This window comes from Bacillus sp. MAG717A, assembly GCF_036884855.1.
GTDB lineage: Bacteria > Bacillota > Bacilli > Bacillales > Bacillaceae > Bacillus > Bacillus safensis.
Window position 1 is genome coordinate 1,383,266 of sequence record NZ_CP145733.1, and the last position, 16,003, is coordinate 1,399,268.

Here is a 16,003-nt window from a genome sequence, read left to right on the forward strand (position 1 = left end):
AAATGTCAAAAACTCCCGCCCAATGGACGAGAGCGGTTATGAAATCATTAAAATGTGCATTATTAAATTATTTGTTGCGCTTGTACTTTCTCTATGATACCATCTTAGCCTTTAAGATCAAGCATATATACATAGAACAAGATGAAATGATCGAAAAAGATGAGTTTTTCGAAAAAAACGACAAACCCGTCGACATTTTGTCGAATATTGTCGTATGAAATCTATTTCCAGATTTACAATTGGCTAAATTAGGGCAAAAGTCTTGTTAATCTGATCTCGTCATTTCATACATTTTCATAGAAAAAGCCTACAAAATCCTTATACATCAGTAGTTTCAAGGTCTTTTGACTTTAAGAGTCATATTTTACAAACAATAGTAAACAAAATGATTGACGATTTATGGAAACCTTGTTATGCTAGGAATGTAAGGAATTTGTCGAATAATGACGAAGATAATATTATTTTAAGAATAAGAACTTTTTGGGAGGAGAATGAAGATGAAATCTACAGGTATTGTACGTAAAGTTGACGAATTAGGACGCGTGGTGATTCCAATCGAACTTCGCCGTACGCTAGGAATCGCTGAAAAAGACGCTTTGGAAATTTATGTTGATGATGAAAAAATTATCCTAAAAAAATATAAACCAAACATGACTTGCCAAGTAACAGGTGAAGTATCAGACGATAACCTTAAACTTGCTAATGGTAAATTAGTTCTTAGCCGTGAAGGTGCAGAGCAAATCATTAACGAAATCCAAAACCAACTTCAATCACAAAAATAAGTTTCATATAAAAAAGGTTCTTGCACCGTTTGCAAGAACCTTTCTTTATTGTTCAATATGATAAGCATCGTATATCGTGCGCTTTGGCACACCACGTTCGACAGCTGTACGTTTAATGGCCTCCTTTGACGTTAATCCTTCCTCTATGTAATGAATCACATGTTCTTTTTCAGATAAGGACGTCCACCATGCTTCTTCATTCAGCTCTTCTTCAGCTTGATCATTTCCTTGCACCACAAGACAGAACTCACCGCGGATTTGATTCTCCGCAGCCCATGTCAGCACAGACTCTAAATCTCCACGAATAAACTCTTCGAATTTTTTCGTTAGTTCTCTCGTAATGACGATGTTCCGATTTCCCCACACTTCCTTCATCAAAGTCAGCGTTTCTTTTAACCGATGGGGCGCTTCATAGAAAATGATCGTTTCTTGGCGTTTCTTCAAGGCTTCAAGCTGCTTTTTCTTTTCTTTTTTTTGACGGTCGAGAAAACCGTAAAAGAAAAATGGCTGAGGCGCGATTCCTGATGCAATGAGTGCCGTTAGTGCAGCATTTGCGCCAGGTAACGGAATGACATAGCCTCCGATGCTAGTAAAATCTCGAACCACTTCAGCCCCTGGATCTGAAATCGTCGGTAAACCGGCATCACTTACGAGTGCGATACTTTTCCCTTCTTTTAGCCATTCGATTAACTTGTGGCCGCTGCTGTCTTTGTTATGCTCATGATAACTCGTTAAGGGTGTATCAATCTCGTATACATGACAAAGCTTTTTCGTTTGCCTTGTATCTTCTGCGGCAATATAGTCTACATCTTTTAATGTTTGTATCGCTCGGAACGTCATATCTTCTAGATTTCCAATCGGGGTTGGGACGAGATAAAGAATGCCCATGTCAGATTGACCATCAAAGCTTTTCTGTGTCTTTTTCATGTGCCGCCTCCTTTTCCATTCGCATTTCTTCTATATACATGTCTTTCTTTTTTCGTGTCCACGTTTTGAAACGATATTCTTGCTGCATGGCTTCTCTTTTGGTTGCAAAACATTCATGATAAAAAAGCTCAACCGGCCGTCTCGCTCTTGTATACTTTGCTCCCTTTCCACTATTGTGAGTCATCAGTCTTTTTTGTAAATCATTTGTATAACCTGCATACAGACTGCCATCTGCACATTTTAATACATAGAAGTAATGATTATGCTTCTCCATACAGTATCGTCCTGATTTCATCTGTATACTCCTGATCTTCCCCATAAACAAAAAGAGGCGGGAGAATTTTCAGATCTGGTTTTCCATCTTTTATGCCCTCTACCAAGATGGTATTGGCGTCTTTCCCTTGTTTGGGATAAACAAATTGAATACGTTTTGGCTCAATTCGGTATTTCTTCATTAATTCCACAATCTCAAGCAGCCGTCCTGGTCGATGAACCATCGCCAGTTTCCCCCCTTGCTTTAGCAGCGTGGAAGAAACACGAATGACATCTTCTAATGTACAATGAATTTCATGCCGGGCAATCGCCAAATACTCATTTTCATTGATTTCATCCTTAGAAGGTGTTTTAAAATATGGCGGGTTACATGTAATCACATCAACTTTATGGTTGCCGTATCGTTCCGGCATATCATTCAAGTCACCATGAATCAATTCGATCTGGTGCGCAAGTTGATTATACTCCACACTTCTTTTTGCCATATCAAACAGCCGTTCTTGAATTTCAACACCCGTAATCGAGGCCTTAGATCGAGTCGAAAGCAGCAATGGCACAATGCCATTTCCAGTACAAAGGTCAATGATTTCCCCTTTTTGAATTGGCACATAAGCAAATTTAGCTAATAACACTGCGTCCAATGAAAAGGCAAACACAGTTTTACTTTGAATAATCTTCATATCTTCGGCGAGCAGGTAATCTAAACGTTCATCTTCTCTTAACGAAACCATGATGTATCCTTTCTTTTCCTGTGAAAAAGGCTCCCGATTCAGCGGAAGCCTTTTCTCATTTTTTATTTAAAAATGACAGACAGAACAAACAGTCTCCCTCTTTACGAATGCTCCCATAATGTACATTACAAATATGGAAGCCCTCCTGATATAATCGGGCCAGGTTATCATGGCCTTCTCCTATATCAGAATGACTTGCCTTCTGGGCAGAATCATTCTCTGCCTCAGACGATTTGTCTCGATCGGACTGATCCAGACGTTCACGCAAGTGCTGATTCTCCATCTGCAGCTGATGATTTTCTTCAATCACTTCACCGATATGATTTTTCAAATCACCTAACTGGCGATAAAGAGAACCGATTTGTTCTTCTAAATTAATCACCGTATCAAATAGTTCCTTTTTATCCAAGGTGGCACACCTCGTTACTCAGTTGTTTGTGCAGATACAACGCCTTCTTGTAATAATTCTTCCCATGTATATTCTATCACTTTTTCTTGCCCGGTTAATTCAACTTGCAAAATTCGTTCTAAAATATTGAGCCCTACGACCTTTGCAGAGCCATTAGACGTCTGAATCGTTTCGCCGATATCCGGTAATTGTTCCTTCGCTGTTTCATACTCATCATTCTCATATTTCAAGCAACACATCAAACGGCCGCATAGTCCTGAAATTTTTGTAGGATTTAACGATAGATTTTGATCCTTTGCCATCTTAATCGACACTGGTTCAAAGTCTCCTAAGAATGTCGAACAGCAGAGCATTCGCCCGCAAGGACCAATGCCGCCAAGCATTTTTGCCTCGTCTCTTACACCAATCTGGCGAAGTTCAATTCTCGTCTTGAAGATTGATGCAAGATCCTTCACTAGCTCACGGAAATCGACTCTGCCATCCGCTGTGAAGTAGAAGATGACCTTGTTTCGGTCAAATGTAAATTCAACATCGACCAGTTTCATTTCCAGCCCATGTTCACTTACCTTTTGAAGACATGTATCAAAGGCTGTCATCGCTGCTTCTTTGTTTTCCTCAACGATGAGCCGGTCTCGTTCGTCTGCTACACGAATGACTTTACGCAGAGGGAGAACCACATCGTGCTCATCTACTTTTTTGTTGGCGATGACCACTTGTCCGTACTCAACCCCTCTGACCGTTTCTACAATGACACAACTATCATTTTCTATATGAAATCCATTAGGATCGAAATAATAGATTTTGCCCGCTTTTTTAAAGCGAACACCAATTACGTTGTACAAGCTTATCCCTCCTGCAACATCAACACCAATTGCTCCATCAGCCCTTGGGCATTCACGTTGGATTGAAGTCTCTTTTTCGCTTCTAATACAGCAAGGATCTGGCTGGTCACCATCTGCTGTGTGGAATGCAGCGCATGCTGCTTCATTGTCTGGAATAAGTCTTGATAAATGACTTTATCTTCATTTCCTATTTGAATCGACAATACATCACGATATATAAATAAAAGCATATCCAGACCTGTTTCTTGAAGGTCTTTCTCTTTGAAAAAAGGCATCCATTGATCCTGTATATAAAAAAATGCATGTTCTTTTCGCTGGTGTAAGACTTCATACAATTTTATCACTTTCGCTCTAGACTCTGCAAACTGATCATTTCGACTTAATTCGAGTGCTTCTGCTAAATTATTGGTTAAATTCGACAAAAGCCTTGCGAGATGCTGAGATACGCCTTCTTGTAAAAGCTGCTGCTCCAAGGATTGTGGCTGCAGCGGCTGAAAGCTGAGCATCTGACATCTTGAAATAATCGTATCCAGCATTTTATGCGATTGCTCAGTGATTAAAACCGCCATCGTTTCCCGATTGGGCTCCTCTAGGAACTTCAATAAACTGTTCGCGGCATTGACCGTCATTTTGTCCGCATGAAGAATAATATACATTTTCCGGTGAGATTCTACACCCGCTTTTGTAAATTCCTCCTGCAGTGCCTGCACTTGTGCCTTCTTAATTGATTGGCCATCGGGCTGCACAAGATGTAAATCGGGATGGTTTCCTGATTCAATCCTTTTGCAGTTTTGACAGGATTCACATGGTTTCACTCCTGATTCCATACAAAAAAAGCTCTTAGCCAAAAGCATCGCTGCATCCAGCTTACCGGTTCCTTTTTTCCCTTCAAATAAGTAGGCATGCGCAAGTCGGTCTTTTTCAATACTATTAAAAATCAGCCGCATGACGCGCGGCTGCAAATCATTCATGTCATCCCAGCTAATTGCCATGTTATCACTCTCTATGTGTAAAGGTTAATCAATAAACCTTTTATTTCTCCAATACGTTCAAGCAAATCAATAGATGGTTTCTCTTGATCCATCATTTCCTCGGTTAATTCAATCAGCTTTTCATCTAAGGCTTTGACTAAAGCAAGTGTACGTGTGTTGCCATAAATGTCAAAGCTCCTTGATGTTTCTATATTTAATCCATTATCGACTGTCTCTTTCACAAAGCGCTTCACCAGTCCTTTAAACCTTGCCAAATCCTTTAGGTTTCGTGACTTCGCCAGCTTTTTACCGAACACTTCGATATCACTGAGCATGACCGTCAGCTGTTCTAAGCGCAGTTTGCCGCTTTGCGTCTCCATCGAAGATTTAAAGGAAGCAGATGTCTGGTTTCCCTTCATCGCTTGAAGTTCACGCTTTTCTAAACGCAGCCGCATATCTTGATTAATTTTCACAGCAACCCATCCTTAAAATTGATGAAATTGTTCAACTGGCAGAATAAAAACAGTAGCTCCGCCAACTTCAACCTCAACAGGGTATGGTACGTATGAATCTGCATTTCCACCCATTGGCGATACAGGCGCGATCATCTGATCACGTTTACGGCAATTTTCTTTTATAAGCTGTAATGCTTTATCCACTCGGACATCATCACAACCAATAATAAAAGTCGTATTCCCAGACTTTAAAAACCCACCAGTTGAAGCTAATTTTGTCACGCCGAAATGATGTTCAGTCAATATTTTCAACAACTTGCTGCTATCTTGGTCCTGTACAACGGCAACAATTAATTTCATTTGATTGGCCTCCTTTATTTTAGGCACAGATGACATGCCGATGTCTTCCTCTATATTATAACAACGATTGGGAATTAGGTCATATTTGATTTTGCTTTAATGTGTCCTGAATCAATTGAAGGACTTCTTCATAGACAGCCTGCATCGGCTGAGACGCATCCACTACACGGAATCGTTCTGGTGATTGTGCAATAAGCAGTTCATAGCCTTCTCTGACCAGCTGGTGGAAATTAAGCGTCTCCATGTCTAATCGATTCTTTTCTCTCCCCTGATTGGCATCAATTCGCTTTAGCCCTTCCTCAGGTGTAATAGAAAAATAAATGGTCATTTGCGGCATCGTGCCATTGATAGCAAAGTCGTTAATTGACTTTACTTCTTCAATCCCAAGCCCTCTCGCATAGCCTTGATAAGCAAGGGAGCTATCGACAAAACGATCACATAAAACTGTCTGCCCGCGCTGTAATGCCGGTTCTACCTTCTCAGCCAAATGCTGCCTTCTTGCCGCTGCATATAGCAAAGCTTCCGTTTTCGCATCCATTTTTGTGTTTTTTTCATTTAAAATGACTTCACGAATCTGCTCTGCAATGTCAATGCCACCAGGCTCACGTGTCGCCATGACTGCATATCCTTGGCGTGCCATTTCTTCATACACTTTTCGAATCACTGTCGTTTTTCCGGCACCCTCTGGCCCTTCAAACGTAATAAACATACCGCTCATAGTGTCTCCTCTTCTATATAAACATATAATTTTCTCTGATGAATCACCTGACTCGCTTGAACATGAACCTGATGTCCAAGCAAACGGCTTAAAGCCGCGATTTGATCGATTTCAATACGTTCTCCCTTTACGATCAAAGGAATACCCGGTGGATATGGTATAACCGATTCTGCACTAATCCGGCCTGCTGCATGTTCAAATGGGACGGCTTCTATATCCTGTCTATGCTCATTGTTCTCAATAGCCAGTGCCTCTCTTTGGATATGATCTTTTCCTTTGAGAAATGAATTGCTTTGATTAAGGGCCTGCTCTATTCGGTTAAAAGGAATATCCTTCTTCTGTTCTAAACCAAAGACAAGTAAAACCTGATGTTCGTCCGCAAGCTCTGGGTGAACCTCCACTGATTCAAGCACTCGTTTTAGTTCATAACCCGTCAGCCCTTTTGTTGATCGAATCACACATTTTAATGGATCGTTAGAAAGCAATTCAGACTCGACTACTTCAAGCTGAGGTATACGGTTGAACTCATTTTTCAGCTCTGCCAGCCCTTTCATCGTTCCATCCAGGATCCCTTTTTTCTTGATCTCCTCGACATAGGCCCTTGCCACATCTAATGAGGCCATAATTGGATAGGATGGAGAACTGCTTTGAAGCATCGTGAGGAATGTTTTCAAACGTTTTGCATCCATTCGCCCCCCCTGAAGATGAAGGTAGGAACCCATTGTCATGGCTGGAAGGGTTTTATGTGCTGATTGTACCACCACGTCAGCTCCATAGGAAAGAGCAGATGGAGGAAAAGCGCCGCCTAATACAAAATGTGCACCATGTGCCTCATCAACCAAAACGATCATGCCTGCTTCGTGGCACATGTGAATCAGTTTTGATAAATCAGCTGCATGACCATAGTAGTTCGGATAAGTCAAAACGATCGCCCGGCAATTAGGATGTTTGGCTATGGCTTTTTTGACTGTTTCATCTGTCACATGTGTTGGAACATGCAGGTGTTGATCTATCTCAGCTTCTACCATAATAGGCGTTGCTCCTGCAAGCTCAATCGCATGGTAAACAGACTTATGACAATTTCGCTGGACGAAAATCTCATCTCCCGCACGACAGGCTGTCATCACCATCGCTAAATTTCCGACAGTTGTCCCATTCACAAGGAAAAAGCTTTGATCTGATCCATATAGCTTTGCCAATAAATGTTCAGCCTCTTGAATCACACCAGTTGGATGATGAAGATCATCTAATCCTTCAAGCTCTGTTACATCCAGCTGAAGAATTGAGTCATAATAAGTCCGTGCCTCATCAAAAAAGACATCTCCATTGTGATGTCCTGGAACGTGGAAAGAATAAGGTTTCTTTTCCGCATGTTGTACTAATGCTGTATATAAAGGTGTTTTCAAACAAATCGATCCTTTTCACTTTCGATATCTTAAGTCTATTATAACGTTCATACAAGGGAACCGAAAGATGGATTCTCATTCCTTTATTGGCTGGTGATTTGTCAGCTGCTGTTCTGCCTCAAACATGCTATTTTTCAATTGAGCTCGCTCTTGGCTTCCATGCTCTTTCACCTGTAGCGTTTCCTGTAAGGTTTCTGCTAATTGGCGTTGAACCTTTTTCAACGTATCTATAGGTGCAAAAGCTGCTTCTTCAAGAAGTTCTCCCTGCTGCTTTGATACCTTTTCGTATGTTTTTTGGATACGATTCTGAAGAGCTGAATTGGCACGCTGCTGAATATGCGTTAACGCAATCGACATTTGGTTGATCCATAGAGGAATGGATGCAGAAACAGTTGATTGAATGTGATTGGCCAATGTATGATTCGTATGCTGGATCATTCGAATTTGGGCATTACATTGCAACGCAATTTGCCGGCTTAACAGCAAATCATATTTCCGTTCCTTCAACCTCTCCATATACTCTTCTGCATTGAATTCCTGACTCATCAATTGCTCCTCTATAGTCCGATTACCAATATGCTGAGTTTCTGATATGATCTGCTTTTCTAAAGTTGTCATTTTCGCTTCAACTGCTGCAACCTGCATCGTCATCTCTTGGAAATAAGTTTGATTTTCTTCAAATAAACGCTCTAATAACATATGATCCGAGATTAATCCGCCTTTTGCGTAACGAAGTCTTGCTGATAATCTCTCGATCTGTGATTTTGCATGTTGAAAACGCGATATGATTTCCTGAGTAGAACGCTTCTCCCGCTGAAACAACTTCAAAAAAAAGCCCTGCTTCTTTGGCAGTAAATCCTCAGGTTCTACTATATGCAGCTGGTGCAAAAAGGCCTCAAGCACATCTCCTATTTGATCGATATCTTTTTTCTCAACATATTTCATCATTTGTTGTGATTGTTTCAATAATCGTTCCTGAACACGTGTACCATAGAAAAGCAGCTTTTGCGGATTGTCAGGGATCTGCTCGGCACGCTGTATGGCTTCTTGTTTCTCCTCATCAGATAAGGTATCAAACACCCGAAACTGAAGATCTGTAGTGGAAGCAGGTGATGATCGTATGTGATCTTCTGGTTTCATTGCGTTTGACTCCTTTCATTATTTCTTTATCATTTTATCTGCCACTTCAAGCTCAATATGAAGGGCTTCTATGTCTCTTCCTAATACTTGCTGCAAATCGTTCGTCAATTGCTTTTGCAGCTCTGTCAGCGTTACTCGAGTTTGGCTCAGTGTCATTTCCAGCTCGTGACTGCGATCAGGCTGATTATACAATAGTGCATATTTTTCAGTTAGTTCAACAACAGAATCCAAGCTTTCGAAATAAAAACGCTGTGCATCATAAAACCGAGTCGGCTCTTTTTTTGTAATCGTATAGATTCGTCGTGCAAGTCGGAGAATTTCATAATTATGTTTGATCGTTTGTACGTTTTTCACAGCAAATAAAGCTTTCTTTAAACGTACAAGCTTTTGTCCTGCTTCTTTTAAATGCTGTTTGATATATACATAATCACTACGAGACAGTCCGTGTTTCTTTAAAAACAACTGGAAAGCAACCCATCTGCTCCCTGCAAACATCACGCCCCATCCCATCACCGCATACAGTATCGATAATCCAACATGATGATGGAAAACCCCAATACTGACGGTTAAAATAACAAGCGAAAAAAAAGTAGAGAGGATGGCCCATATAAATGTATAAAAAATTGATTTCATGTTCATCGACTCCTATGAATAATCAGGCTCTCTGTTTATCTTATTATTAATTACGGATGATGTCCAAACTAAGTTCCAAAAAAACAGGCCCAATCCTTCATGGCTCATAAAAAAAGACCATCTAATGGTCTATGAATACAAAGGCGGCGTATGAAGATTTTTAAGCTTTCTAACATAATCGGCATAGCTAGGATCCGAGGTCGATGTAGAAATTAACTTTCGCTCACATTCTCGGCACAAAAACTGATGATATAAATAAATTCCCTTTGTTTTTTTCTCTTCACAAATCAAACAAATCGCTTCTCGCTCTTTTTTGCTCATTGTGACACCTCCACTTATAGCTTCAGTATGCCCTAGCGCTTTCAATTGTATACAAAATTAAGAATGTTTTAGATGGTAGTTTAGTATATGTATCCATGTCAGATCGAGTGTTTGTTCCTTTTCTTAAAAAACAAAAAAGACCAGTTCCGACTGGAACTGATCCTTATAGAAGCTTGGCGGCGTCCTACTCTCACAGGGGGAAACCCCCAACTACCATCGGCGCTGAAGAGCTTAACTTCCGTGTTCGGTATGGGAACGGGTGTGACCTCTTCGCTATCGCCACCAAACCTGATGGAGAGAATGTTCTCTCAAAACTAGATAACAATGTTCATGTTTCACATTAGAATATAGGTTAAGTCCTCGATCTATTAGTATCTGTCAGCTCCACGTGTCACCACGCTTCCACCTCAGACCTATCAACCTGATCATCTTTCAGGGATCTTACTTCCTTGCGGAATGGGAAATCTCATCTTGAGGGGGGCTTCATGCTTAGATGCTTTCAGCACTTATCCCGTCCGCACATAGCTACCCAGCGATGCCCTTGGCAGAACAACTGGTACACCAGCGGTGCGTCCATCCCGGTCCTCTCGTACTAAGGACAGCTCCTCTCAAATTTCCTGCGCCCGCGACGGATAGGGACCGAACTGTCTCACGACGTTCTGAACCCAGCTCGCGTACCGCTTTAATGGGCGAACAGCCCAACCCTTGGGACCGACTACAGCCCCAGGATGCGATGAGCCGACATCGAGGTGCCAAACCTCCCCGTCGATGTGGACTCTTGGGGGAGATAAGCCTGTTATCCCCGGGGTAGCTTTTATCCGTTGAGCGATGGCCCTTCCATGCGGAACCACCGGATCACTAAGCCCGACTTTCGTCCCTGCTCGACTTGTAGGTCTCGCAGTCAAGCTCCCTTGTGCCTTTACACTCTGCGAATGATTTCCAACCATTCTGAGGGAACCTTTGGGCGCCTCCGTTACATTTTAGGAGGCGACCGCCCCAGTCAAACTGCCCACCTGACACTGTCTCCCTGCCCGATAAGGGCAGCGGGTTAGAAGGTCAATACAGCCAGGGTAGTATCCCACCGATGCCTCCACCGAAGCTAGCGCTCCGGTTTCCAAGGCTCCTACCTATCCTGTACAAGCTGTACCAACATTCAATATCAGGCTGCAGTAAAGCTCCACGGGGTCTTTCCGTCCTGTCGCGGGTAACCTGCATCTTCACAGGTACTATAATTTCACCGAGTCTCTCGTTGAGACAGTGCCCAGATCGTTGCGCCTTTCGTGCGGGTCGGAACTTACCCGACAAGGAATTTCGCTACCTTAGGACCGTTATAGTTACGGCCGCCGTTTACTGGGGCTTCAATTCGCACCTTCGCTTACGCTAAGCGCTCCTCTTAACCTTCCAGCACCGGGCAGGCGTCAGCCCCTATACTTCGCCTTACGGCTTCGCAGAGACCTGTGTTTTTGCTAAACAGTCGCCTGGGCCTATTCACTGCGGCTTCTCGGGGCTTTAACACCCTAAGAAGCACCCCTTCTCCCGAAGTTACGGGGTCATTTTGCCGAGTTCCTTAACGAGAGTTCTCTCGATCACCTTAGGATTCTCTCCTCGCCTACCTGTGTCGGTTTGCGGTACGGGCACCTCTCACCTCGCTAGAGGCTTTTCTTGGCAGTGTGGAATCAGGAACTTCGCTACTAAATTTCGCTCGCCATCACAGCTCAGCCTTTACGGGAAACGGATTTGCCTATTTCCCAGCCTAACTGCTTGGACGCGGATATCCAATACCGCGCTTACCCTATCCTCCTGCGTCCCCCCATTGCTCAAATGGTGAGGAGGTGGTACAGGAATATCAACCTGTTGTCCATCGCCTACGCCTTTCGGCCTCGGCTTAGGTCCCGACTAACCCTGAGCGGACGAGCCTTCCTCAGGAAACCTTAGGCATTCGGTGGACGGGATTCTCACCCGTCTTTCGCTACTCATACCGGCATTCTCACTTCTAAGCGCTCCACCAGTCCTTCCGGTCTGGCTTCACAGCCCTTAGAACGCTCTCCTACCACTGTTCGTAAGAACAGTCCGCAGCTTCGGTGATACGTTTAGCCCCGGTACATTTTCGGCGCAGAGTCACTCGACCAGTGAGCTATTACGCACTCTTTAAATGGTGGCTGCTTCTAAGCCAACATCCTGGTTGTCTAAGCAACTCCACATCCTTTTCCACTTAACGTATACTTTGGGACCTTAGCTGGCGGTCTGGGCTGTTTCCCTTTCGACTACGGATCTTATCACTCGCAGTCTGACTCCCAAGGATAAGTCATCGGCATTCGGAGTTTGACTGAATTCGGTAACCCGGTAGGGGCCCCTAGTCCAATCAGTGCTCTACCTCCGAGACTCTTACCTTGAGGCTAGCCCTAAAGCTATTTCGGAGAGAACCAGCTATCTCCAGGTTCGATTGGCATTTCACCCCTACCCACACCTCATCCCCGCACTTTTCAACGTGCGTGGGTTCGGGCCTCCATTCAGTGTTACCTGAACTTCACCCTGGACATGGGTAGATCACCTGGTTTCGGGTCTACGACCACGTACTCATGCGCCCTATTCAGACTCGCTTTCGCTGCGGCTCCGCATCTTCTGCTTAACCTTGCACGGGATCGTAACTCGCCGGTTCATTCTACAAAAGGCACGCCATCACCCGTTAACGGGCTCTGACTACTTGTAGGCACACGGTTTCAGGATCTATTTCACTCCCCTTCCGGGGTGCTTTTCACCTTTCCCTCACGGTACTGGTTCACTATCGGTCACTAGGGAGTATTTAGCCTTGGGAGATGGTCCTCCCGGATTCCGACGGAATTTCACGTGTTCCGCCGTACTCAGGATCCACTCTGGAGAGAACAACATTTCAGTTACAGGGCTGTTACCTTCTTTGGCGGGCCTTTCCAGACCTCTTCGCTTATATCGTTCCTTTGTAACTCCGTATAGAGTGTCCTACAACCCCAAGAGGCAAGCCTCTTGGTTTGGGCTGTTCCCGTTTCGCTCGCCGCTACTCAGGGAATCGCATTTGCTTTCTCTTCCTCCGGGTACTTAGATGTTTCAGTTCCCCGGGTATGCCTTCTCATACTCTATGTATTCAAGTATGGATACTACTCCATTACGAGCAGTGGGTTTCCCCATTCGGAAATCTCCGGATCAAAGCTTGCTTACAGCTCCCCGAAGCATATCGGTGTTCGTCCCGTCCTTCATCGGCTCCTAGTGCCAAGGCATCCACCGTGCGCCCTTTCTAACTTAACCATTTCTTACTTTAGAAAGAATCACTATGTGTGATGAACTTTGCATTGCATTCAATGTGAATGTATTACTTATTGTTATCTAGTTTTCAAAGAACACGTTGGTGGAGCCTAGCGGGATCGAACCGCTGACCTCCTGCGTGCAAGGCAGGCGCTCTCCCAGCTGAGCTAAGGCCCCGATTTAATAGAAGATGGTGGGCCTGAGTGGACTCGAACCACCGACCTCACGCTTATCAGGCGTGCGCTCTAACCAGCTGAGCTACAGGCCCATCTTTCATATCGAAGATATGATGTTGTAGGATCTTTTGCAAGTTCCTTCAAAACTAAACAAGACGAAAACGTACACTGCTCCATATATCCTTAGAAAGGAGGTGATCCAGCCGCACCTTCCGATACGGCTACCTTGTTACGACTTCACCCCAATCATCTGCCCCACCTTCGGCGGCTGGCTCCATAAAGGTTACCTCACCGACTTCGGGTGTTGCAAACTCTCGTGGTGTGACGGGCGGTGTGTACAAGGCCCGGGAACGTATTCACCGCGGCATGCTGATCCGCGATTACTAGCGATTCCAGCTTCACGCAGTCGAGTTGCAGACTGCGATCCGAACTGAGAACAGATTTATGGGATTGGCTAAACCTTGCGGTCTTGCAGCCCTTTGTTCTGTCCATTGTAGCACGTGTGTAGCCCAGGTCATAAGGGGCATGATGATTTGACGTCATCCCCACCTTCCTCCGGTTTGTCACCGGCAGTCACCTTAGAGTGCCCAACTGAATGCTGGCAACTAAGATCAAGGGTTGCGCTCGTTGCGGGACTTAACCCAACATCTCACGACACGAGCTGACGACAACCATGCACCACCTGTCACTCTGTCCCCGAAGGGAAAGCCCTATCTCTAGGGTTGTCAGAGGATGTCAAGACCTGGTAAGGTTCTTCGCGTTGCTTCGAATTAAACCACATGCTCCACCGCTTGTGCGGGCCCCCGTCAATTCCTTTGAGTTTCAGTCTTGCGACCGTACTCCCCAGGCGGAGTGCTTAATGCGTTAGCTGCAGCACTAAGGGGCGGAAACCCCCTAACACTTAGCACTCATCGTTTACGGCGTGGACTACCAGGGTATCTAATCCTGTTCGCTCCCCACGCTTTCGCTCCTCAGCGTCAGTTACAGACCAGAGAGTCGCCTTCGCCACTGGTGTTCCTCCACATCTCTACGCATTTCACCGCTACACGTGGAATTCCACTCTCCTCTTCTGCACTCAAGTTTCCCAGTTTCCAATGACCCTCCCCGGTTGAGCCGGGGGCTTTCACATCAGACTTAAGAAACCGCCTGCGAGCCCTTTACGCCCAATAATTCCGGACAACGCTTGCCACCTACGTATTACCGCGGCTGCTGGCACGTAGTTAGCCGTGGCTTTCTGGTTAGGTACCGTCAAGGTGCGAGCAGTTACTCTCGCACTTGTTCTTCCCTAACAACAGAGCTTTACGATCCGAAAACCTTCATCACTCACGCGGCGTTGCTCCGTCAGACTTTCGTCCATTGCGGAAGATTCCCTACTGCTGCCTCCCGTAGGAGTCTGGGCCGTGTCTCAGTCCCAGTGTGGCCGATCACCCTCTCAGGTCGGCTACGCATCGTCGCCTTGGTGAGCCATTACCCCACCAACTAGCTAATGCGCCGCGGGTCCATCTGTAAGTGACAGCCGAAACCGTCTTTCATCCTTGAACCATGCGGTTCAAGGAACTATCCGGTATTAGCTCCGGTTTCCCGGAGTTATCCCAGTCTTACAGGCAGGTTACCCACGTGTTACTCACCCGTCCGCCGCTAACATCCGGGAGCAAGCTCCCTTCTGTCCGCTCGACTTGCATGTATTAGGCACGCCGCCAGCGTTCGTCCTGAGCCAGGATCAAACTCTCCGAAAAAGTACAAAACCGAAGTTTTGCTTTTCGTCAGCGTTTGACTGACTACCTATGAAGCATCATAGGATTTTTTTATAAAAACTCGAATTAACAGGTACGATTTGTCTTGTTTAGTTTTCAAAGAACTTGTTTACCGCTTCAGAAGCGACTAGAACATCTTATCACATCAAAGTTGTTAGTGTCAACAACTTTTTTGTTATTATGTTTTTTCGTTTCTTCGTCATCAGCGACGTATACTAATTTACCATCCTATCGAATCAAAGTCAACAATATTTTTCATTAAATAATAAACTTTTCAATGACAATTAAAGCTGCTACGCCTGGAATACCCAATAAACCGCTAATTCCACTCGTTACAGGATTAATAGAGACATGTAATCCTAGACTCTCGCCAAATAGGTTGAGGCAAAACAAAAAAAGAGCGCCTGCCACAAACTTCACTCCGATAAGTCCTAACCATTTGAATGGATTCGCCTGCACACCTGACATAAACAACAATAGCACAGCTAGCAAAATTGACCCAATCACAATAACAGGTTCCATAATCCTCTCATCCCCTCTTCATATGAATAGTACAAGCATATGAGAAGATTATGTACAATAGACCTGCTATTTCCAGTTATTTAAACGTAAATTCCTCTTTTTCGCTTCTCTCAGATAGAAAAAGTACTTCGCTTGAGCAAGCTTTAATTCGAATAGAATGTCCGGTGAAGGCTCAACGCTATTTGCGACAAGCTTTTTTTGTCTGTTCCATTCTTCTTTTTGCTTAAAAAGCTGTTGAATTAATTTCTCATCGAATTCTTTTCGAATTGATTTTCTGCGAAGAAAACCCATGTACCGTACTTCTCCT

The 16,003-nt window shown here is 44.2% G+C and carries 16 protein-coding genes, 2 tRNA genes and 3 rRNA genes; 1 reads left to right on the top strand and 20 read right to left on the bottom strand.

Going from position 1 to position 16,003, the window contains the following annotated elements; genetic code table 11:
- Positions 1-491: 491 nt before the first annotated feature.
- On the top strand, positions 492-782 hold the full coding sequence (locus V6Z54_RS07110) for an AbrB/MazE/SpoVT family DNA-binding domain-containing protein (RefSeq protein WP_087975202.1): 291 nt from the start codon (positions 492-494) through the stop codon (positions 780-782).
- A 45-nt stretch (positions 783-827) separates the two neighbouring features.
- Here the strand turns inward: V6Z54_RS07110 and rsmI are convergent, their stop codons facing one another.
- The 20 genes from rsmI to V6Z54_RS07210 form a co-directional block, all read right to left on the bottom strand.
- Positions 828-1,709 (bottom strand): 16S rRNA (cytidine(1402)-2'-O)-methyltransferase, encoded by an 882-nt coding sequence (rsmI, locus tag V6Z54_RS07115; RefSeq protein WP_338527850.1) that lies wholly within the window; start codon positions 1,707-1,709, stop codon positions 828-830.
- On the bottom strand, positions 1,684-1,983 hold the full coding sequence (locus V6Z54_RS07120; RefSeq protein WP_039175889.1) for a GIY-YIG nuclease family protein: 300 nt from the start codon (positions 1,981-1,983) through the stop codon (positions 1,684-1,686). Before V6Z54_RS07120 ends, rsmI begins: the two co-directional genes overlap by 26 nt.
- Complete coding sequence (locus tag V6Z54_RS07125; RefSeq protein WP_269104269.1) at positions 1,970-2,713, bottom strand: tRNA1(Val) (adenine(37)-N6)-methyltransferase; 744 nt, start codon at positions 2,711-2,713, stop codon at positions 1,970-1,972. Before V6Z54_RS07125 ends, V6Z54_RS07120 begins: the two co-directional genes overlap by 14 nt.
- 55 nt (positions 2,714-2,768) lie before the next feature.
- Positions 2,769-3,122, bottom strand: coding sequence for a DNA replication initiation control protein YabA (gene yabA / locus V6Z54_RS07130; protein ID WP_039175883.1), 354 nt, complete (start codon positions 3,120-3,122; stop codon positions 2,769-2,771).
- A 14-nt stretch (positions 3,123-3,136) separates the two neighbouring features.
- A complete protein-coding gene (locus V6Z54_RS07135) occupies positions 3,137-3,964 on the bottom strand; it encodes a stage 0 sporulation family protein (protein ID WP_024425628.1) in 828 nt (275 codons plus the stop codon).
- A gap of 2 nt (positions 3,965-3,966) precedes the next feature.
- Positions 3,967-4,956: a DNA polymerase III subunit delta' gene (gene holB / locus V6Z54_RS07140; RefSeq protein ID WP_041085337.1), complete on the bottom strand. Its 990-nt coding sequence runs from the start codon at positions 4,954-4,956 to the stop codon at positions 3,967-3,969.
- 11 nt (positions 4,957-4,967) lie between these two features.
- Positions 4,968-5,408 carry a YaaR family protein gene (locus V6Z54_RS07145; RefSeq protein WP_073979327.1) on the bottom strand — a complete coding sequence of 147 codons (441 nt, stop codon included), beginning with the start codon at positions 5,406-5,408 and terminating at the stop codon, positions 4,968-4,970.
- 12 nt (positions 5,409-5,420) lie between these two features.
- The gene (locus V6Z54_RS07150) at positions 5,421-5,750 is read right to left on the bottom strand and encodes a cyclic-di-AMP receptor (protein ID WP_024425625.1); all 330 of its coding nucleotides are present in this window, start codon (positions 5,748-5,750) and stop codon (positions 5,421-5,423) included.
- A gap of 79 nt (positions 5,751-5,829) precedes the next feature.
- Positions 5,830-6,468, bottom strand: a complete 639-nt coding sequence (gene tmk, locus V6Z54_RS07155) for a dTMP kinase (RefSeq protein ID WP_338527851.1) — start codon at positions 6,466-6,468, stop codon at positions 5,830-5,832.
- Entirely contained in the window at positions 6,465-7,874 is a 1,410-nt protein-coding gene (locus V6Z54_RS07160; protein ID WP_073979328.1) for an aminotransferase class I/II-fold pyridoxal phosphate-dependent enzyme, read from the bottom strand. Before V6Z54_RS07160 ends, tmk begins: the two co-directional genes overlap by 4 nt.
- A gap of 75 nt (positions 7,875-7,949) precedes the next feature.
- Positions 7,950-9,014, bottom strand: coding sequence for a toxic anion resistance protein (locus tag V6Z54_RS07165; RefSeq protein WP_305961035.1), 1,065 nt, complete (start codon positions 9,012-9,014; stop codon positions 7,950-7,952).
- 18 nt (positions 9,015-9,032) lie between these two features.
- Positions 9,033-9,647, bottom strand: a complete 615-nt coding sequence (locus V6Z54_RS07170) for a 5-bromo-4-chloroindolyl phosphate hydrolysis family protein (RefSeq protein ID WP_338527852.1) — start codon at positions 9,645-9,647, stop codon at positions 9,033-9,035.
- A gap of 129 nt (positions 9,648-9,776) precedes the next feature.
- A complete protein-coding gene (locus V6Z54_RS07175; RefSeq protein WP_024425620.1) occupies positions 9,777-9,968 on the bottom strand; it encodes a sigma factor G inhibitor Gin in 192 nt (63 codons plus the stop codon).
- A 171-nt stretch (positions 9,969-10,139) separates the two neighbouring features.
- Positions 10,140-10,255: ribosomal RNA gene (gene rrf / locus V6Z54_RS07180) — 5S ribosomal RNA — on the bottom strand.
- A gap of 61 nt (positions 10,256-10,316) precedes the next feature.
- Positions 10,317-13,247 (bottom strand): 23S ribosomal RNA (locus tag V6Z54_RS07185).
- 98 nt (positions 13,248-13,345) lie between these two features.
- A tRNA-Ala gene (locus V6Z54_RS07190) sits at positions 13,346-13,421 on the bottom strand.
- A gap of 14 nt (positions 13,422-13,435) precedes the next feature.
- Positions 13,436-13,512, bottom strand: a tRNA-Ile gene (locus V6Z54_RS07195).
- Positions 13,513-13,607: 95 nt separating this feature from the next.
- A 16S ribosomal RNA gene (locus V6Z54_RS07200) occupies positions 13,608-15,156 on the bottom strand.
- The 16S, 23S and 5S rRNA genes sit together here with 2 tRNA genes alongside, the layout of an rRNA operon.
- A gap of 276 nt (positions 15,157-15,432) precedes the next feature.
- Positions 15,433-15,696 carry a pro-sigmaK processing inhibitor BofA family protein gene (locus V6Z54_RS07205; RefSeq protein ID WP_034284261.1) on the bottom strand — a complete coding sequence of 88 codons (264 nt, stop codon included), beginning with the start codon at positions 15,694-15,696 and terminating at the stop codon, positions 15,433-15,435.
- A gap of 66 nt (positions 15,697-15,762) precedes the next feature.
- Positions 15,763-15,987: a YaaL family protein gene (locus tag V6Z54_RS07210; RefSeq protein ID WP_024425764.1), complete on the bottom strand. Its 225-nt coding sequence runs from the start codon at positions 15,985-15,987 to the stop codon at positions 15,763-15,765.
- Between the last annotated feature and the right edge of the window lie 16 nt (positions 15,988-16,003).